Source organism: Cupriavidus sp. 01L45, assembly GCF_056399885.1.
Genome location: NZ_JBFTSG010000095.1, coordinates 1 through 18,552 on the forward strand (window position 1 = coordinate 1; position 18,552 = coordinate 18,552).

Here is an 18,552-nt window from a genome sequence, read left to right on the forward strand (position 1 = left end):
GCGGCCGGCAACTGCGCCAGCAGGCTGTCGGGCGTCACGCCGGCCAGCACCGCGACGGCCGGGCTGTGGTTCAGGTACTGCGCGCGGTCGATGCTGGTGCCGGGCGCGGTGACCGGATTGCCGCCCAGGTTGGCGTTGAAGTGCCAGTCGACCGTTTGCTTGCCGCCCGTGTCCGGCGCAGCCGGCGTGGTAACGATGACCGGGTTGAACTGCCACGGCCTGGTCGGGTTGTCCACCGGCGTGGCGGCCGGGACCGCGCCGCCGGGCGCCGCTACCGGGCCCAGCGGGATCACTTGCTGCGCGCCGGTGGAGGGCGGCGTGGGCTGGGACGGGCTGGTATAGCCGTTGGCGAGGGCGGCGCCGGTCAGGTCGACCGTGTTGCCCATCAGGTTGCCGGTGTTGAGCACCTGCCCGCCTGCCGTGACGGCCAGCGCGCGGCCTGCCTGGATGCCGGATTCAAGGCTGCCGAGGACGGAGCGGCCCCCGGTGTCATGCCAGCGGTCTCCGCCGCTGCGGTCTTCCTGCCAGCGCCCGATCCAGTCGGCGTTCAGCGCGATGCTGTTGTTGTCGACCGCTCCGCTCATCCGCACGGTCACGTCCTGCCCGCCGCTGATCAGGCCGCCGTGGTTGGCCAGCGTGCCGCCGCTGAGCCGGACGTCGCGCGCGGCGGTGATGACCGCCGCCGGCCCGGCCGCGCTGTCTTCGTCCGCCTCGCATTGGCTGTTGCCGTGGGTGCCGCCCGGGTTGCAGCCGCCGGCGTAGCTCGGATTGGTGCTGCCGTAGCTCTTGCGCAGCCTCACCGGGTCCATGGCCTTGTTGACCAGGGTGGGCGCGGTCACCGAGACGTCGCCGGACAGCGACTGGATGGCGCCGGCCTGGTTGATGACGCTGTTGCCAGCCGTCAGCTTGACATCGCCCCGCGCGGCTAGCGTGCCGTGCAGATTCTGGATGTTGGCCGCACTGATGGTGAGGGTGTTGCCGGCGGCCACCGTGCTGGGCGTCTGCTGCCACGCCAGCGTTTGATAGTGGGGGGCGCTGTCGCCCGGGCAACTTGCGGCCCCCGGAAGACAGCCGGGTGTGCTGGTGACCTTGCGGTCGTAAGTGCCCTGGTTGGTGAAGGTGCCACGCGTGGTGATCGCGACCTTGCCGGCGGCGGCGAGATCGCCGGCGTTGGTCAGGTCGCCGGTGCCATTCAGGCTCAGGTTGCCGCCGGCTGTGATCTGGCCGGCTTTGCCAAGCTGCTGGCTGACCGTGGATTGGCCCGGCGCGCCCGCTTGCGTGCCGGCGACCGTCTGCCCGAGCGCGATGGGCGACCACGGGGGCGGCGCTGTGCACGAGTCGCAGGCGGCCATGCTTGGCGGCGTGCCGTAGACCAGCGGCCCGGGGCCGTAGGCGTTGGTGCTGTCCTTCGTCAGTGCCGTGAGCTGCGCCATGAACGCCGACAGCTCGCCCTGGTTCACCGTGTCGGCCACGCTGTTGATCAGCGTCGCAGACCGGCTGTTGTCCAGGGCGCCGACATGCAGCGTCACATCCTTGACGGCGGAGATCACGCCGCCCTTGTTGGAAAGGGATGCGGCGGTAATGTCGAGGCTGCCGCCGCTGATGATCTGGCCGGCGGGGCCGTCGGATTGCCGTACCACCGTATGATCGACGGTAGGCACCCCGCCGATATGGCGCACGCTGCCCGAGTTCAGCAGCGATACCGGCACGCTGTCCCGGCCAGGGATGCCCGGAATCACGTGCCAGAGTGCCTGCCTGAGTTGCTGGTCGCCGTTCGAGGGAATGATCTCTTCGCCCAGGACCAGCAACACGGTGCCATCCGGATTGCGCGTGACGTCGGCCAGCGTGATGTCGATCGGTGCGCCTGATACATAGGCGGCGCAATTGTCACAGCTTCCCCCTTGCAGCCAGGGCGAATAACTGCCGATGATGGTGGATTTGAGCAGGCCGTCGTTGACAACCTTGGTGGTGAAACTGCCCGCATCCAGGGGCGCGGTGCGGTCGTTGATGACCGCGCCGGCGGCGATATGCAGGTTGCCGTTGGCCCCGAGCACGCTGCCGATGTTGTTGAGCGTGCCGCCAATATCGAACTTGAGGTCGCCATTGGCTTGCGTGGTGCCGCCGCGGTTGTCGTAGTCGCCGCCCGTGACGGCGATATTGCCCAGCGACTCGACCGTGCCGCCGTTGCTTACGTTGCCATGCAGCGCAAGATCGCCATTGGCATGTACCGTCCCTGTATTCGCGAGCGCCCCGGCGGACAGGGAAAGCCTGCTGCCGCCCACGATCTGGCCGCTATTGGTCAGCGTGCCGCCGGTAGCCAATGACAGTTCGCCGGCCTTCTGGATGGTCCCTGAGTTCGTGATGCCCTGGCTGGCGTTGAGTACGGCCTTGCCGCCCTGCACGTTCCAGGTGCCGGTGTTGTTGATCGCCAGCGCCGCCAGGGTCAGCGTGCCGTTGGCGTTCAGGGAACCGGTAGTGGCGGCGGACGGATCGAATACCTGGTTCGGCGCGTTGAGCGTCAGGTTGTTGCCCGCCAGTAGTTGGCCAGCGGCATTGTTGAAACTGCCGTTGCCACCCGTGACGGTGAAGGTCAGGTCGCCAACGATGGGATTTTTCCCGCTCAGGTCCCCGGCGAAGAGGGTGCCGCCCTGATTGCCCGTCAGCGCGCCAGCCGTGACGGCAAGGGTCCGGGTGCCGGCGACGAGGCCCTGCGCGTTGTCCAGGCCGCCAGTGGCGGTGACGTTGACGTTCGCGCCGCCAATGGTGCCGCGGTTGACCAGGCTGGCCGAACCCAGGCTAAGCTGATTGCCTGCCAGGGTCCCGGTATTGCTTACCGCGTTGCCGTTGACAACGAGTTGCTGCCTGGCAATCGTCGCGCCGCTGTTGGCAACCGACTGGCCCGCGAGCATGGCGCTGCCAGCGGTGGTGTCGCCAGTCAAGACCAGGCTCTGGCTGGCAGCCGCATCGAGCGTGCCGTCAACGCCATTGACCTGACCCGGCGCCGAGCCCACACGGACATTCTTGCCGCGCAAGGTGGCATTGCCGCCCACCCATGTCAGCTGGCCCGCGCTCAGGGTCTTGCCCGCGCTCGCCACCAGATTGCCGCCGGTCAGCACGCGGCCGGCGAGGCCGACATCCTGCCCGCCGCTCAGGCTGGCATGGCCCACGCTGCTCAGCGTGCCACTCACCGTGGCCGAGCCCGCGGAGGCCGACAGGCTGGCCGTGCAGCCGCTGCTCAGGTTGCCAGCCACCGTTGCATCCCGCCCTGCCGCGATCACGGCATCCCCGTCGCTGGTGAGCGCGCCGTCGATGCTGGCGCTGCCAGCGGTCGCGGTGATCGTGGTCTTGCCAGCGCTCTGCGCCTGGCCGCCAACCGTGACGTTTTGCGCGGCGGTGAGGCTGAGGTCGGCATTGGTGCCAATCTGGCCGCTGGTGGTAATGCTGCCGCCCTGCGCGGTCACGGCGACGGCCTTGGACGCCAATACCTGGCCGCCGAGATTGGCATCCGTGCCCGCCGTGACCGCCAGCGTGCCGGGGGGATACCACATTGCCCGTGGTGGTCACGCTGCCGGTGACGCCGGTCAACGCCACGTTGCCGCCAGTGCTGCCCGCCTCGCCGTTGATGGTCAGGTTGCGCCGGGTAGCCAGGTTCAGGTCGCCGGCCGATACCGCGTTGCCGTCGATGGTGGTATCCCGCGCGGCATCGAGCTGGATCTGGCCGGGCGAGGTAATGTCGCCCTTTAGCCGGATGTCGCCCTTGCCATCGTTGCCCGCCGCCTGGATCGCGATCCGGGCACCATTGACCGCGCCGCCGACATCCACGCTGCCGCCCGCAACCAGGGCTACGGATTCCTGCGCTGTCACGCCACCGGCGCCGCTGATCGAGCCGCCGGCGGTTACCGATACCGCCTTGCCCGATTCCAGCGTGCCGCCGAGCGTCACATCCTGGCCAGCCTTGACGCTGTATCCGGCCTCGCCGTGGCCATTGCCCGAAGCGGTAACGGCTCCGGCAGCGGCAATGGCAACGCTTTCCTTGGCGTAGGTATTGCCGACCTTGAGGTTGCCCGCGGAATCAAGCGTCAGGTGACTGGCCGATGCGGCAAGATTGCCGTCCGCCCGCACGCCGACCCCTGCCGCGGTGCTGACGATCTGGATCTGGCCAGCCGTCATGGCGCCGAAGGCCGTCGCGTCGATTGCCAGGCCGTTGGCAGCCGTGGTGTTGGTGGCGGCGTTGTTCGGTCCGGCGGCGGCGGTGCTGAAGCTGCTTCCCGCAGGCGTCACCAGTTGGCGCCCCGCCACCAGGTTGATCTGGTTGCCGGCATGGAGCGCGCCGTCCACGCCGATCGATTCGGCGATCAGGTTGATATTGCCGACGGTGCCTTCGATGCCGACGCCATTGGCATTGCCCGGTGCGGGGTTGGCAATCTGCACGCGCCCGCCTTGCACCAGGAAGCCGGCCGCCGCCGCGGCATCGAAGCTGGTCGGGGTGCCGGCGGCGGACAGGAACTGTGGCGTGCCGGTGGTGAGTGTTACCTGGGTGGTGTTGGTAAAGCCCGCCCCGCTGGTGTAGACCCCGCCGGGGGCGGCGATGACCAGCCCCGCCGGCGCACCGAACACTTCCACCGTGCCGTTGATCTGCGCGGGCGTCTGGCTGGTCACCTGGTTGATGATCAGGCTGGCCGGCCCGGACGCGGCGAGATTGCCGTTGGCGCCGACCTGGCCACCGAGGAAGGTGCCGCCGCCAACCGTGCTGTTGTTCAGGATGAGGCCGATCGGGTCCACCACGAAGGACCGGTACTGGTTCAGCGAAATGCCTTGCGCGTTGGGCGTCGTGATGCCCACGACGGGGACGCCGCCCTGAGGTGCGCCCGGCCCCGTGGTGGTGGTGATCGACGGTGTGAAGCGCAAGGGCGCGCTCGGGTCCGTGACCGGCGCCGCATAGGCTGCCGTCGGACCGAAGCTGGCCGTCACCGGCAGGTGTGCAACCGCCCAGCGCAACAGGCTTTGACGGACGGCGGCCGCGTGAATCGCCGGAGCCTCCAGTTCGACCGCGCCGGCTGCCAGCACGCCTGCTGCCTGCTGCGCCTGCTGCAGGGTGACCTGCATCGGCCCGACCCACAAGGTCAGCGCAAGCAGGCCCGCGACCGCGCGTGCCGGCACACTGCGGCGCCCCCGATCCGCCATGGAGGCGTCGGGCATGCCGGCGTCTGCCGCTTGCGGATATTGCGGGTTGCACTCGGGCTGCGTGTCCGGTCGGTCGCGATACATGGTGAGTCCTGACGATGCTTTGCTTATTGCTTGATGCTTGATGCGTCTGGGTGGCGGCAGGACCGCCGACGATCGTGGGCGGCGATTGGCCTTACTGGGTGATCCTGGCCTTCGATAGCAACCGGGTGACCAGCGCGGCAGTGGCGCGCTCCAGTTCCTGGGCCTGCAGCGCTTGCTGGATGCCCGGCCTGACCGCTTCGTAGGCCGGTACCTGGGTCGCCCGCACCTCGTCGACCTTGACGAGGAAGCGGCGGTTGTTCCAGGTAATGGGCGCGGCGCTCACCGCACCGGCAGGCAATGTGGAAAGTGCCTGGGCCAGCGGCAACGGCAGGTTCTGGGTCTGTCCCTCCTGCGCCGGCGTCTTGAAGCTGGTCCAGTCCATGGCGCCACCGCTGCCCTTGGATGGCGCGAGGCTCACTGCCTGGGCCACCTTGGCGAAGTCTTCGCCGCTCCTGATGCGCGCCAGGGCCGCGGCGGCGGCTTCGTCGTCGGTCACCTCGATCAGGCGGCCCTTGTATTCCTTGTCGCCAAGGCTTGCCACGATGGCGTTGTAGCGCGCCTTCACCTGCTCGTCGGTGACGGGCGCGGGCTTGATATGGTCCTTGAGCCAGGCCTGGGTCAGGATATTGTTCCTGGCCTCGCGCAGGGCCTGCTGCACGTCGGGGCGCGCTTCCAGCCCCTTGTCCCTGGCGGCTTCCTGGCGGAACAGTTCACGGGCGATCAATTGCTGCTTGACCACGTCGCGTGCCTGCGGCGCATCGGGGAGACCCATCAGCTGCAACGCCCGCGTGATCTGCTCTTCGGTAACGGCGACCCCGTTGACCGAAGCCGCGTGAGCGGCATGCAGGCCCAGCGCCAGCGCGGTGGTGACAAGGAGACGGCTGAGTTGTATTTGCATGACAAGGTCCTTGAAGATCAATAGGTCCAGTTAAAGGTGGCGAGCAGGAGCGTTGCCTTTGCCCCCAGGTAGGCGGGTTGTGCGAGCGGCACGCCCAGCAGCAGTTCACTGGTAAAGGTTTGCCTGGCCCACTGGGCCGACACGCGCAGTCCGGCGCCGGCCCCAGCGACGGACTGCCAGCGGCGCGTCGCTACGTACTGGGCCTGGCCGCCGTCGAGAAACACATATGGCTCCATGCGCATGCCGGCCAGCGCGGGCGCATTGGCCCATGCCAGCTCGTTGCGCAGGTAGGCGCCCCGATCGCCCGCGATCACACCTTCCCGGAAGCCGCGCACGGTGCTCATGCCGCCCGCATAGATCTGCTCCGAGCCGAACAGCGCGACATTGGCCCACTGGCCAACGAGCTGCGCCCGCCAGGCCAGCTGAGCGCGATCGAAAACAAGCGGCAATGGCAGTTGCAGCGTGGCGTTGGCATCCAGCTTCGTGAATTGCGCATGTGCCTCTTCCGGGCGGATGTCGGCCGGATCCCGGGTTGCATTGATGGAAGGCAAACCCCGTGACACGCCTGCTTCGGCCGTGACGTAGCCCGGCTGCCCATTGGCGGCGAAACGGCGCAGGCCGCTCCAGGCCGCCCGCAGTACGGTGAGGCGTTGCGGATCCAGTTGAAGGTTGTTGATCTCCCGCTCGCTCTTGCGGTAGGYAAGCGTCAGGTCGACGGCTTGCCGGCCGGTCTTGTCGCGGGTGAGCACGTGGTTCCAGCCCAGGGTGTGGCCAAAGCTGCGGCCGTACAGCAGCGCCGTGTCGCCAATGACGCTCTGGTACTCCGAGATCGAGCCGGTATAGCTGAAGGTGTTGTAGCCAAACGGCACCGCGGCGGACAGCACCGCGGCGTTGGTATCCGCCGTGCCGATGTAGCTGGCTGAAAACGCCTCCTGGAAGCCCAGGGCATTGTCAGCGTCCAGCCCGAGCCGCGTGCGCGAGATCCCAGTTGTACGGCTGCCGTAGTTGTCTACCCCGGCATTGAAACGGAACCGGTCGCCGGGCTGGTTGGCCAGTGCCACGACGGAACTGCCCGGTGTCTGGCCGGGCAGGATCTGCAGTTCGGCACGATTGCGGCGCAGCCGGTTGATCTGGTCGACGCCCTGCTCCAGATCCTGCAGCCGCACGGTGTCACCCGGCGCCGGGAACTGCCAGGCAGTGCCGGCATCTGTGACCAGTCCCCCACCCATCGTGTCGAACAAGCTGGAACTGGCGGGCCGGATGGCGCGCCCGTTAAGCTGGATCGATTCGAGCTTGCCCGGCACCACCGTCACGACCAGTACGCCAGTGGCAAGGTTCTGCTCCCCCAGGTAGGCGCGGGTGGTGATGTAGCCCTTGGCAACGAAGGCCTCGGTAAAACGCCGCAATAGCAGGTTGATCCGATTGGTACCGAGCGGCTTTCCCAGGAACGGCGCCGTGATGGCGCCGACATCGCTATCAGGGAGGACCGTGTTGCCCTGCACCTGGATGCGCTGGATCACAAAGGTGGTGGAGGATTCCGGTACCGCTTCGACCGGGGCGTCCGACGGCAGCAAAGGCTGAACCTCGATCTGTGCCGGCGGCTGGGTCGCCTCGCGCTCCAGATCCCGCTGGCGTTGCTCGCGCAGCAGGCGCTGGGCGGGATCCTCCGGAACGGGTACCGGTACCGGGCCCGGTGACAGCTGGCTTAGTGCCGGCATGGAGGCGAGCAGCATCGCGGCTGCCGCGATGGCATGGGGGAACGATTTGAACCCGTGCACGATCACCGCCAGAACCAGGAAGTGAGGCCGAGATGATTCTCGATGGCGACGGGATCGCGCTGGCGGGGGCGGATCACGGTAGCGGTGCCGGCGAGCGACACGTCGCCTTCGAAGCTACCGCCGTCGGTCACGGTGTCGCCCACGATACGCGTCCTGGCCGCGGCCATCCAGCTGCCGCCGACGTCCATCGCGTAGAGCCGTGCCCACGTATCGCCGAAGAAGGCCTTGAAGCCGCGGTCGCGCGCGATCGCGGTGTAACCCGTGATGCCGGTGGCATAGGTTACTGGCGCGGTGACCGTAAGGTCTCCCATCGCCCATACGCGGCCGCCCAGGTTCGCGGCCACCTTTCCTGCGTGGATATCGATATTGCCGCTGGCGGACAGCAGTCCGCCAAGCACCGTGGTCGTGGACGATGCCGAGGTGCGGCAGACGATCAGGCAGGAACGGGAATAGTGCGCGCTGCCGGTAGGCACGCCCTCCGTGCGGAACGTATCGGCGGCGCGGATGGCGAGGTTGCCGCTGTCGACCTGGAACTCCCCGCCCCGGTTGATCACGTTCCTGCCGGACAGCGTCATGCCTTTGTCCGCCTTCAGATAGGCAAGCTGTCCCGGCTGGTCCGCGTGGCCATAGTCGATATCGAAACCCGCTGTCTGCGTGGACAGCACCAGCCAACGCTTGCCGGAGGCGGCGTAGAAGGCGCGCTGTTCGTCATTGGCGCCGGCCTGCTTGGTGATGTCGTTGACAAGATCACCTGCGGCTCGCACGTTCAGGTAGCCGTTTGAAATCATGCGGGCGTGGCGGTTGATCACATCGGCGCCGGCCTGCACCACGACATCGTCATCGACGCCGAAGACGATGCCGAGCATTTGCGGAGTCGACGTGTTGAACATGCTGCCCCCCGCTCGTATGGTGACGGCACCGGCCGAAGCTGTATCGTCCGCCATGCGCGTCCGGCCCTCGATCCGGGCGCATGTATTGCGCAGATCGCCGTCGGATTGCATGACCACCCCGCCCCCGGTAGCGATCACCGAGGATTGCGTGGCAACGGAATCCAGCAAGACCGTCCCGCCATGGACGCGGATATCGGTCGCCGCCAACAGGCTGCTGTCATGCTGGGCGTAGTCCGCCGCGGCGGTGATCCTGATTCCGCCTCCGGTGGAACGCACAACAGCATCCTGCAAGACCAGGCTCTGCGCCAGCATGCCAGTGCCTGCCATGCCGTCGACATTGGTGCCGGAAAGCGCGGCGGCATCGGCCTGGATCGTGACCACGCCGCCTCGGGAAACCAGCGCGCTGCGCGAGCCGGCCCGGGTAGTCTGAAGTAGCCTCGCAGCGACCAGCAGGTTGCCCGCCGCGGTCGCCTGCGTGCCGTTCAACGAAAGGCCAGCGCCGGCATCGAACAAGCCGATGCCGCCTGTTGCCTTCAGTGTCGAGTCCGTCAGCTGGATCGGCTGGCTGTGTACCTGGCCCGTTGCGCCAATAACAAGATCGCCCGTCGAACGGGTGCCTGCGCTCAGGGCTGAGCCAGTCAGGCTGACGCGGTCCGAGATGACCTGCAGGTTGCGGCCCGCATCGATGCTGCCGGTACCCGTCAGGCCGCCRCTGCCGACCAGCACGTCCTGCCTGGCCCCGATCCTGCCCGACGCCAGTTGCAAGTCGCCCGTGCCGGACACGATGAAGTCACCCGCCGTAGCGTAGGCAGCGCCGGCGTGACGAACGCCGGCACCCTGATCGGTCACCAGGAGTTCGATACGGCCGGCACTAAGGCTGCCCGCCGCAGTAATGTCCAGCGCGATCCCTTGTCCGGCATTCAGGGCGGGGGCGGAATAGCTGATCCACTTGCTCAGATTGTCCGTGGGAGAAACGCTGGTATCGATCTCTGCCCGGCTGGTTCCGGCCACGGCCCGGATGCGGGCATTGGCGTCGTCGAAGAGATTCTCGAGCTTGCCCTCAATGCGGATCTGCTTGGCCACCAGTTCAAGGTTGAGCAAGGTGCCGGACAGCCCTTCCGGGCCGATCTCGATCGCACCCGCGCTGGTGTTGAGAACCACATTGCGCTGGAGCTGGCCGTTGGCCGCCGTGAAATCGTTGAACGATACCTGCCCGGTGGTCAGCGCGAGATTGCCAATGTTGTGCACCGACGCGCCATTTACGCTGATCCCGTTGGGATTGGCCAGAATGACATTGGCGCGCGGCCCCAGCACGCTCAATGGCCCTTCCAGAATGGAAGGATTGGTGCTGGTTACCTGATTAAGGATCGTCCGGGCGTGCGCCGCGTTGTTGTCGAGATCCACGCCGGCCCGGGGCACGTTGAAGTCGCGATAGGTATTGGTGGAGACGCCACCCACCGCCTGTGCGACGCCCACGGTGATACGGCCATTGGCACCGGTCGCCGCAGTTGTGACAGTGCCGCCGTCTGGCGTGACCCCGCCAGCCAGGCTCCAGGTGGTGGCAAACATTGTGCTAGCCGCGATAGCGGCCAAGCGCAAGCGAGGCCCACGTGCGGATGTGTTCCCAAGATCGACGAATGGTCTTGCCCAATTTCCTGCCTGCTGCACTTCATGCGCCCCGTTGAATGGCTGCGCGGACAGGGCCGTGGTCAGGCTGGAGGCGCTAATACCAAATGGATGGTGCCAACAGCGATTCGCGTCCGCCGCACTGGATCAGGGCGAAACACTAGCAGGATCGCGAAACGCTGAATATCGGATTTGTCTTATTTTGATAAATTTAACAATTCGATCTTAGGACTTGTCTGATTGACTGGTTGTGGAATTTGGTGCAAAGAAGTGGCCATGCACATGCACACAACAACCAATCCATAGGGCGAGAGCATCTTGAAGACACGTGCAAGCCGCAACGCCTGTTCCCGTGCGGGCACATCCTGCATACATCCCCGGACCTCTACATCCTCATTAATTATCAGCCGAAGGACAATGAGCCTGACTATGTCCGCGCATCCTGCTAGGCTGTCGAGGAAGGAAATCCGCAGTTACACTCACGATGACCACTACTTTCCATGGAATGAAATTGCGCTTACTCGGAAGAAGTCGTCGTTATGCATTAGGAATTCTGATAATGTGGCAGGATACATTGTCGTTCACGGCAAAATTCCTGACAATTTCGGCACTTTTATTCGGGGTTAATAATTCGATCGCTTGCAACCCGGGAGAGCACCATTACGTTCACTTTACCGATGCATCAGATGAATCGAGTGGCGCAGAGGCAGGAAAACTCGGAACGTGGATAGTTATTTTAAAAAAATATCAAAATCATCAGATTTTTTTGGATATGCAAAACGCAAAATCGAAGAATATTCAACATAGACAACAGATTGCATCATCGGGATTATTGGACTTGCACTTCTGCATTCTTTTAATCCAAGTCGGATAACGGCCATGAATGCGCGCACGACACCCCACCAAAGTCTGGCTTGACGTATTGCGCATCACAGCCGCCAACCCAGCCGCGATGCACCGCGGCTCATCCGGCAAGACGCCCCCTGCCAGCCTGCCAGGGGGCGCGCGCCAATATGCCAGTGTTTATCGCACTACCGGGGCTGCCGAAACACCGGCAGCCGCTGCTTTCGTCACCTGCTCCATAAAGAACGCCGCGCGCAGCCTGGAAACAGCGGCTTGCGTGCTCTCGTCCACCGACTTCATCAGGTTGGCATATTCCGGCGCCTCGTCCCATTCGCCGGTCACGGGCGTGTGGACCCGTACCGGCTCATACCATTGCAGCCGGTTGGTGCGCAGATCGATCAGCTGGCCCACGAGCGAAACATAGCCCTCCGGTGCGCCAAGCGGCATGAAGCCGTAGTACTGGCGCGCCGTGCCAAGCCAGCGCGGCGCCACCAGCAGCAGCCGGTCCGCACCATATTGTTTTGCCAGCGGCCGGTAGTCCATCTCGGCGACGCCGTCTCCGGAGCCTTCTGTGAATTTCTTCAATTGCTCCATATCCAGCGGCTCAGGCACCAGCACGACCTTGATCTGACGCGACTCCAGGCCCTTCGCGAATTCCTGCGGCAGCGCCTTCACCACGGAGAAATCCTGACGCTGCAAACGCTCCACGATCGCCTGCGCGTTGGCCTTGTTGATCGCGTAGTCAAGAATCCCCTGCGCGCCGACCATGCTGTGGTTGGGCTCCGGCAGCTTTTGCACTGCCACGGCCACAGTGCTCGTCCGGTCATCGAAGAGCTTCGTGGAGGCGGGGATCGGCTTTTGCACGACAGCACAACCAGCCAGCAAACTGAGCGCCAGGAACAGCCCGGCAAGACGGATACGACCCATGATTTTCCTTGTTGATTTACGTCGTCGAACGCAGCGCTGGCGGCAACCCTCGGCCAGATTCCTCATAGCGAGGCTTGCCTAACCACGTGGTGCGTTCTCTTTTTTGCCGGTGGCGCATCCGTGCCCACGGATGGAAGGGGAAGTGAATCAAGCTACGTGAGATGGCGACGCCATTATCGACATGACTTTTCACGCCCCTCGCGTCCGCAGCCCCGGATTGGGGCGGGGATAGGCGCATCACCAGCGTCTCGTTGGTATCGGCGTCGAAGTTGGCGTCCAGTACCCCACTGAAGTCTGGCTTGACGCCTTGATCCACAATCCGCCTGCACTCGCCGCCAAGTTGGGGCGCTGCGATTCGGACAGGTTTTGTGAAATGGCGCCGGCTGTAATACGAATATTCTTAATTGGATTTGCGGAAATTTCCGATCTTCAACAATCCACGTTCGAAAGACGCCAGTCGCGCCTCGGAAACCGGCGCGCTTCGTCGCTTGCGAAAATCGGCTACGCCAACGGCTGTCTCACCTTTACCGCCACGCGTATCCGCCCTCACCCGATCACTTCACCCGCCAACTCCATCTCAAGCCAGGCCCGAAACCGCTCCACCCCAGGTCGCACCACGCTCGACGCAACAATCTGGTAGGTCGGGCCCTCTGCCACATGCTCGGGCAGGACCACCTGCAACTGCCCGCTCTTGAGCATCGGCAGCACCATCGGCGTACGCCCTATCGCAATGCCCGCCTGCTGGGCGGCGGCATTCAGCACATGCGCGTACTGCGAAAAATACAGGCACGCCTGCTTGGACGAGCGCATCAGGCCCAGGCGCTGGTACCACTGTGTCCACGACATCCAGTCAAAGCGGGCGCCGGGGTCATGGAACACCAGCAAAGGCGTATCGAGGATCTGCCGCGCCTCCGTAATGCGTGCCGCCACGGCCGGCGCGGCCACCAGCAGCAGGCGCTCTTGCAGCAGTGGGCGGGGATCGTCCCGGCCAAGCGGATGCGCGTTGAGCCGGATGGCGAGGTCGATGCCTTCGCGTTCGAGGTTGAGCATCGCTTCCGAGGCATCGATGCGAACGTCGATGCCGGGCTCGGCCGCCTGGAATCGCGCCAGCTTGGGCACCAGCCAGAGCGAGGCGAACGACGGCGTGGTGGTGACGGCGATGGAGATGCGGTCGACGGCAAGCAGGCGGTCGATAGCGGCGCCCAGCTGGCCAATTGACAAACGCGCCGCCTCAAACAGCTGGCGGCCTTCCGGTGTCAGGCTCAGGCCCTTGCCGCCGCGCAGGAACAGCGCCGCGCCAAGCACGTCCTCCAGGCTCTTGACCTGTTTGCTGACCGCCGATTGGGTGATGCAAAGCTCTTCGGCGGCGGCGGTGAAACTCAGGTGGCGCGCCGCGGATTCGAAGCCACGCAGGGCTTCCAGCGACATGGCGCGCAACGCATTGGTCGAGGCTCGGCTCAGGATTGACATGACGGCCAGGCATACCCTTGATGAAAAAGCTTCCGGGCGGCCCTGGCGGTTCCCGGCAAGAATGCAAGCACCGCTCCAGAGATTGGCGCGCTCGCCAGGAGGCTATCGTGAGCACTACGCAAGGCAACTGGATCCTCGGCCCGGACCCGCTGCGGATCCCGCTCGGAATGGGATCTTACCTGATCTGCACGGAGGGCATGGTGTGGCTCACGCAGCAGTCTGCCGCACTGGAAGCGGCTGGGCGCGACACGATACTGGCTTGCGGCGATCGCTTTTGCGCCGGGCGGGAGGCGGTGGTCTTTGTTTCCAGCTTTCGCGGCCGCCCGGCACGCATCGCCGTTCGCGGAACCGCCTGACCATTTCACCTCGCCTGCACCAGCACGGAAGTCAAGACAATGAGGACAACCACGGGATGCAAACATGACCGATATTACCGACATGGCCAACGCGAAAGAGCTGGTGCAATATGAACAACTCGGCCAGCATGCATTGTTGACACTGAACCGCCCCGGCAAGCTTAACGCCCTGAGCTATCCGCTCATCGACGCGCTGATGGACAGGCTCGATGCTCTTGAGGCCGACCCTGCCGTGCGTTGTGTCATCCTTACCGGCAGCGGTACGCGCGCCTTCAGCGCGGGCGCCGACATTGCAGGCTTCGCGCCGGACATCGCGGCTTCGCCGGAACAGGCGCTGCGCAGCTTCCTGCAGCGGGGACAGGCCATGACGCGGCGCATCGAAGCCTTCCCCAAGCCGGTCATCGCGGCGGTCAACGGCCTGGCTTTCGGCGGCGGTTGCGAGACCGTGGAAGCCTGCAGCTTGGCCATCGCGGCCGGGCACGCTACCTTTGCCAAACCCGAGATCAAGCTGGGCTTCCCGCCCACCTTCGGCGGCACCCAGCGCCTGCCGCGCCATGTGGGCCGCAAGCGCGCCAATGAAATGATCCTGACAGGCGAGCCCATCGACGCGGACGCCGCGCTGCGGTTCGGCCTGGTCAATCAGGTAGTGGATGCCGCTGACCTGCTGCCCGCCTGCCTGCGGCTGGCCGACCGGATTGCGCGGCATTCATCGATTGCCGTCACCGCCTCGCTGCGCGCGGTCCCGCGGGGCATCAACCTGCCGATCGACGAAGGCCTGGCGGTGGAAGCCATGCAGTTCATGATCGCCGCGGGTTCGCTCGATGCGCGCGAAGGCAGCCGCGCCTTCGTCGAAAAGCGTCCGGCGGTGTTTCGCGGGGCGTGAGCGGGCGTACCGGCCGTGGCGAAGCACTGGCGCTGGCACGCGCCGGGCTGGCAATGGCCGCTTGCAGCGCATATATTGACCAGCACAAGCGCGGCCAACTGGCCGGCCATCCGCCTCTGGCGGCGGATGGCCGGGACAGCGTGCCAAAGGAGACTGGCGATGCAAGCGGAGATGGCCGGCACGGCCGCACCCGACTCCTCCAGACTGGGCGCGGTGCTGCGCGTCACCAGCGGCAACTTCCTCGAACAGTTCGACTTCTTCCTGTTCGGCTTCTACGCCACCTATATCTCCCACGCTTTCTTTCCGGCCAATAGCGAGTTCGCCTCGCTGATGCTGACCTTCGCCGTGTTTGGCGCGGGGTTCCTGATGCGCCCGCTGGGCGCCATCATGCTGGGTGCCTATATCGACAAGGTGGGACGCCGCAAGGGACTGATCGTGACGCTGTCGCTCATGGCAAGCGGCACCATCCTGATCGCCCTCGTGCCAGGCTATGCCACCATCGGCCTGCTGGCGCCGCTGCTGGTGCTCACCGGCCGCCTGTTGCAGGGCTTCTCCGCGGGCGCCGAACTGGGCGGCGTTTCGGTCTACCTGGCTGAAATGGCAACGCCGGGCCACAAGGGCTTCTATACCGCTTGGCAGTCGGCCAGCCAGCAGATTGCCATCATCGTGGCGGCCGGGCTCGGCTTTGGCCTGAACCGCTGGCTGACCGCCGAGGAACTGGGTGCCTGGGGCTGGCGCATTCCGTTCTTTGTCGGCTGCCTGATCGTGCCTTTCCTTTTCGTGCTGCGCCGTTCGTTGCAGGAAACCGTGGAGTTCCGCGCCCGGCGGCACCATCCCAGCACGCGCGAGGTATTCGATTCCATGCTGCGCAACTGGCGCACGGTGCTGGCCGGCATGCTGCTGGTGGCAATGACCACCACCACGTTTTACCTGATCACCGTCTATACCCCGACCTTTGGCAAGACGGTGCTCAAGCTCAGCACCGCCGACAGCCTGGCAGTGACGCTGTGCGTGGGCATCTCCAACTTTCTCTGGCTGCCTGTTGGCGGCGCGCTCTCCGACCGCATCGGCCGCCGTCCTATCCTGCTGGCGATTTCGGCGATCGCCCTGGCCACAGCCTATCCCGCGCTATCGTGGCTGGCCGGCGCGCCCAGCTTCGAACGCATGCTGCTGGTGCTGCTGTGGCTCTCCTTCCTCTTTGGCATGTACAACGGCGCCATGGTGGTGGCGCTGACCGAGGTGATGCCGGTCGAGGTGCGGGTGGCGGGTTTCTCGCTGGCCTACAGCCTGGCCACGGCCGTGTTCGGCGGGTTTACGCCGGCAGTGTCGACCTACCTGATCGAGGCCACCGGCGACAAGGCCGCGCCGGGTTACTGGATGTCCTTTGCCGCTGCGTGCGGGTTGCTGGCCACCATCATCCTGTATCGCAAGGCGCGCCCCGTGGCCAAGGCATTTTGACGACAATCAGGCGCCGCAAACAGCATGATTTGGCAGCGCCGCCCCCTTGCGCACCGTTTCCGCACCGTTTCCGCACCATTTTCGCGCCGTTTGTGCACCGCACCAACCATTCCCGGCAAGCCCCTCTTCCAAAAAGCCAAATTGTCGAAGCCGGCGCAAGGCGCGACACTCCGTACCTGCAGCGGGCGCCACGGGCGCGGCGGGCAAGCCATCGCCCGCCCGGCATTGCGCCCGCCAGCCTGGCACGAGAACAAGGCAGCATGCCAGCCACGCGATAAGCAGGAACACCCCGAGAGCCGCAACGGCAGCCCTATGTCACCGACAAGCACTGACTTCACCCCCCTCGCCGCCTTGGTCGACGCTCAAGCCGCGCTACGGCCGCGGCACCCGGCCGTGGTGCTGGACCAGCGCAGCATTGACTTCGCCGGCCTGAACCGGCTCGCCGACCGCGTCGCCGCCGCGCTGCAGCGCGATGGTGTGCCGGCGCGGGGGGCCGTGGCCATCTGCGCGGCAACCTCGATCGAATACGTCGCCGCCTTCCTCGGCAGCCTGCGCGCCGGCGTGGCGGTGGCGCCGCTGTCCCCGGCCCTGAACCCGGAGACGCTGCGCGGCATGGTGCAGGATTCGGGGGCGCGCCGGCTGTTTATCGACGCCGGCACGCGCAGCGCCTTGCAAGGGCTGGAAGCCGAACTCGGGATTCCTTGCATCGCGCTGGACGACAGCGGCGCGGGCCTGGCCTTCACGGAGTGGCTGGCACCGCCGGACGCGCGCCCGGCGAGCGTCGACGTGCAGCCCGACTGGCCCTTCAACCTGATCTACTCGTCCGGCACCACCGGCGTGCCCAAGGGCATCATCCAGCCCTTCGGCATGCGCTCGTCGCACGTGCAGCGCGCCACCCAGGGCGGTTACGGCCCCGACAGCGTGGCGCTGCTATCGACCCCGCTGTACTCCAACACCACGCTGGTCAGCCTGTTTCCCACCTTGTCGCTGGGCGGCACCGTGGTGCTGATGCGCAAGTTCGACGCCGGCCAGTATCTCGAACTGGCGGCCAGGCACCGTGTCACCCACACCATGCTGGTGCCGGTGCAGTACCAGCGCATCCTGGCGCACCCGGATTTCGCCCGCACCGACTTGTCGTCGTTCCGCTACAAGTTTTGCACCAGCGCGCCCTTCGCCGCCGCACTGAAGGCTGAAGTGCTGGCACGCTGGCCCGGCGCGCTGATCGAGTACTACGGCATGACCGAGGGCGGTGGGCGGTGCGAGCTGCGCGCGCATGAACATCCGGACAAATTGCACACGGTCGGGCGCCCTTCCGCGGATACGGATATGCGGCTGCTGGACGACGATGGCCGGGAGTTGCCGGCCGATGCGCCGGCCGGCACGCCGGGCGAGATCGTCGGGCACTCGCCCGCGATGATGTCCGGCTACCACAATCATCCGGAGAAGACCGCGGAGGCCGAGTGGTTCGATGCCGCCGGCAAGCGCTTCATCCGCACGGGCGATGTCGGTTACTTCGATGCCGACGGCTTTCTCGTCCTGATGGACCGCAAGAAGGACATGGTCATCTCGGGTGGCTTCAATATCTATCCGAGCGATATCGAGGCGGTATTGCTGGAACATGCGGACATCGCCGACGCGGCCGTGGTCGGCGTGCCCTCGGAGCGCTGGGGCGAAACGCCGGTGGCCTTCGTGGTGCTGCAGCCGGGCGCCACGTCCGATACAGCCGGACTGCTGGACTGGGTCAACGGGCGGCTCGAAAAAATGCAGCGGCTTGCCGCACTGGTGTTGACGGACGAACTGCCGCGCAACGCTATCGGTAAAGTGCTCAAGCGCGACTTGCGCGAACAGTACGGGCGCGCGCCCTGAACGCGAAGCACGCCGCGACAAGCAAGAACGCGAGGCATCTGTTTTAATCATTTCGCCGGTTCGATGATTCGATGATTCGATGTTTCATTGATTCGACGATTGCAGGACAACAAAGTACCCCGAACAACCAGGGAGACCCATGAGCATCAAAGGCAAGGCATATATCRTCGGGGCCTACGAGCACCCGACCCGCAAGGCACCGGACAAGACCGTCGCGCAACTGCACGCCGAGTGCGCCAAGGGCGCGCTGGAGGACGCAGGACTCAGCCTGCAGGACGTGGATGGCTAT

11 protein-coding genes and 2 pseudogenes are annotated in these 18,552 nt (G+C 65.6%); 6 read left to right on the top strand and 7 right to left on the bottom strand.

The window, feature by feature from the left end; all coding sequences use genetic code 11:
- The 5 genes and pseudogenes from AC1DT6_RS38660 to AC1DT6_RS38680 form a co-directional block, all read right to left on the bottom strand.
- The coding region (locus AC1DT6_RS38660) for a beta strand repeat-containing protein (protein WP_477115489.1) at positions 1 to 3,548 on the bottom strand (3,548 nt) is incomplete at its 3' end.
- Positions 3,549 to 4,110: 562 nt separating this feature from the next.
- Positions 4,111 to 5,268, bottom strand: a pseudogene (locus AC1DT6_RS38665) (two-partner secretion domain-containing protein); the annotation flags it as partial.
- A 91-nt stretch (positions 5,269 to 5,359) separates the two neighbouring features.
- The gene (locus AC1DT6_RS38670; protein WP_441636605.1) at positions 5,360 to 6,166 is read right to left on the bottom strand and encodes a peptidylprolyl isomerase; all 807 of its coding nucleotides are present in this window, start codon (positions 6,164 to 6,166) and stop codon (positions 5,360 to 5,362) included.
- A gap of 17 nt (positions 6,167 to 6,183) precedes the next feature.
- Positions 6,184 to 7,899, bottom strand: a complete 1,716-nt coding sequence (locus tag AC1DT6_RS38675) for a ShlB/FhaC/HecB family hemolysin secretion/activation protein (RefSeq protein WP_477115490.1) — start codon at positions 7,897 to 7,899, stop codon at positions 6,184 to 6,186.
- Between the two features lie 47 nt (positions 7,900 to 7,946).
- Complete coding sequence (locus tag AC1DT6_RS38680) at positions 7,947 to 10,403, bottom strand: filamentous hemagglutinin N-terminal domain-containing protein (protein WP_441636607.1); 2,457 nt, start codon at positions 10,401 to 10,403, stop codon at positions 7,947 to 7,949.
- A 541-nt stretch (positions 10,404 to 10,944) separates the two neighbouring features.
- Here AC1DT6_RS38680 and AC1DT6_RS38685 point away from each other — a divergent pair.
- The gene (locus AC1DT6_RS38685; RefSeq protein WP_441636609.1) at positions 10,945 to 11,334 is read left to right on the top strand and encodes a hypothetical protein; all 390 of its coding nucleotides are present in this window, start codon (positions 10,945 to 10,947) and stop codon (positions 11,332 to 11,334) included.
- A gap of 149 nt (positions 11,335 to 11,483) precedes the next feature.
- On the opposite strand, the gene AC1DT6_RS38690 is transcribed toward AC1DT6_RS38685, so the two are convergent.
- A complete protein-coding gene (locus tag AC1DT6_RS38690) occupies positions 11,484 to 12,296 on the bottom strand; it encodes a hypothetical protein (RefSeq protein WP_441636611.1) in 813 nt (270 codons plus the stop codon).
- Positions 12,297 to 12,776: 480 nt separating this feature from the next.
- Complete coding sequence (locus AC1DT6_RS38695) at positions 12,777 to 13,700, bottom strand: LysR substrate-binding domain-containing protein (protein ID WP_441636613.1); 924 nt, start codon at positions 13,698 to 13,700, stop codon at positions 12,777 to 12,779.
- A gap of 107 nt (positions 13,701 to 13,807) precedes the next feature.
- On the opposite strand from AC1DT6_RS38695, the gene AC1DT6_RS38700 reads away from it, so the two are divergent.
- From AC1DT6_RS38700 to AC1DT6_RS38720, 5 genes and pseudogenes are all read left to right on the top strand, one after another.
- Positions 13,808 to 14,056, top strand: coding sequence for a DUF2917 domain-containing protein (locus tag AC1DT6_RS38700; RefSeq protein WP_441636615.1), 249 nt, complete (start codon positions 13,808 to 13,810; stop codon positions 14,054 to 14,056).
- A 64-nt stretch (positions 14,057 to 14,120) separates the two neighbouring features.
- Positions 14,121 to 14,939 (top strand): crotonase/enoyl-CoA hydratase family protein, encoded by an 819-nt coding sequence (locus AC1DT6_RS38705; RefSeq protein ID WP_441636616.1) that lies wholly within the window; start codon positions 14,121 to 14,123, stop codon positions 14,937 to 14,939.
- Between the two features lie 159 nt (positions 14,940 to 15,098).
- Positions 15,099 to 16,397 carry an MFS transporter gene (gene tcuC / locus AC1DT6_RS38710; protein ID WP_441636618.1) on the top strand — a complete coding sequence of 433 codons (1,299 nt, stop codon included), beginning with the start codon at positions 15,099 to 15,101 and terminating at the stop codon, positions 16,395 to 16,397.
- A gap of 312 nt (positions 16,398 to 16,709) precedes the next feature.
- A complete protein-coding gene (locus tag AC1DT6_RS38715) occupies positions 16,710 to 18,263 on the top strand; it encodes a class I adenylate-forming enzyme family protein (protein WP_441636620.1) in 1,554 nt (517 codons plus the stop codon).
- A 139-nt stretch (positions 18,264 to 18,402) separates the two neighbouring features.
- Positions 18,403 to 18,552, top strand: a pseudogene (locus tag AC1DT6_RS38720) (thiolase domain-containing protein); the annotation flags it as partial.

What these genes read in the sequence shown, in the direction of transcription:
- AC1DT6_RS38670 (WP_441636605.1), bottom strand. Translation starts at nt 6,166, where the DNA reads ATGCAAATACAACTCAGCCGTCTCCTTGTCACCACCGCGCTGGCGCTG.
- AC1DT6_RS38685 (WP_441636609.1), top strand. Translation starts at nt 10,945, where the DNA reads ATGACCACTACTTTCCATGGAATGAAATTGCGCTTACTCGGAAGAAGT.
- AC1DT6_RS38690 (WP_441636611.1), bottom strand. Translation starts at nt 12,296, where the DNA reads ATGAGGAATCTGGCCGAGGGTTGCCGCCAGCGCTGCGTTCGACGACGT.
- AC1DT6_RS38695 (WP_441636613.1), bottom strand. Translation starts at nt 13,700, where the DNA reads ATGTCAATCCTGAGCCGAGCCTCGACCAATGCGTTGCGCGCCATGTCG.
- AC1DT6_RS38705 (WP_441636616.1), top strand. Translation starts at nt 14,121, where the DNA reads ATGACCGATATTACCGACATGGCCAACGCGAAAGAGCTGGTGCAATAT.
- tcuC (WP_441636618.1), top strand. Translation starts at nt 15,099, where the DNA reads ATGCAAGCGGAGATGGCCGGCACGGCCGCACCCGACTCCTCCAGACTG.
- AC1DT6_RS38715 (WP_441636620.1), top strand. Translation starts at nt 16,710, where the DNA reads ATGTCACCGACAAGCACTGACTTCACCCCCCTCGCCGCCTTGGTCGAC.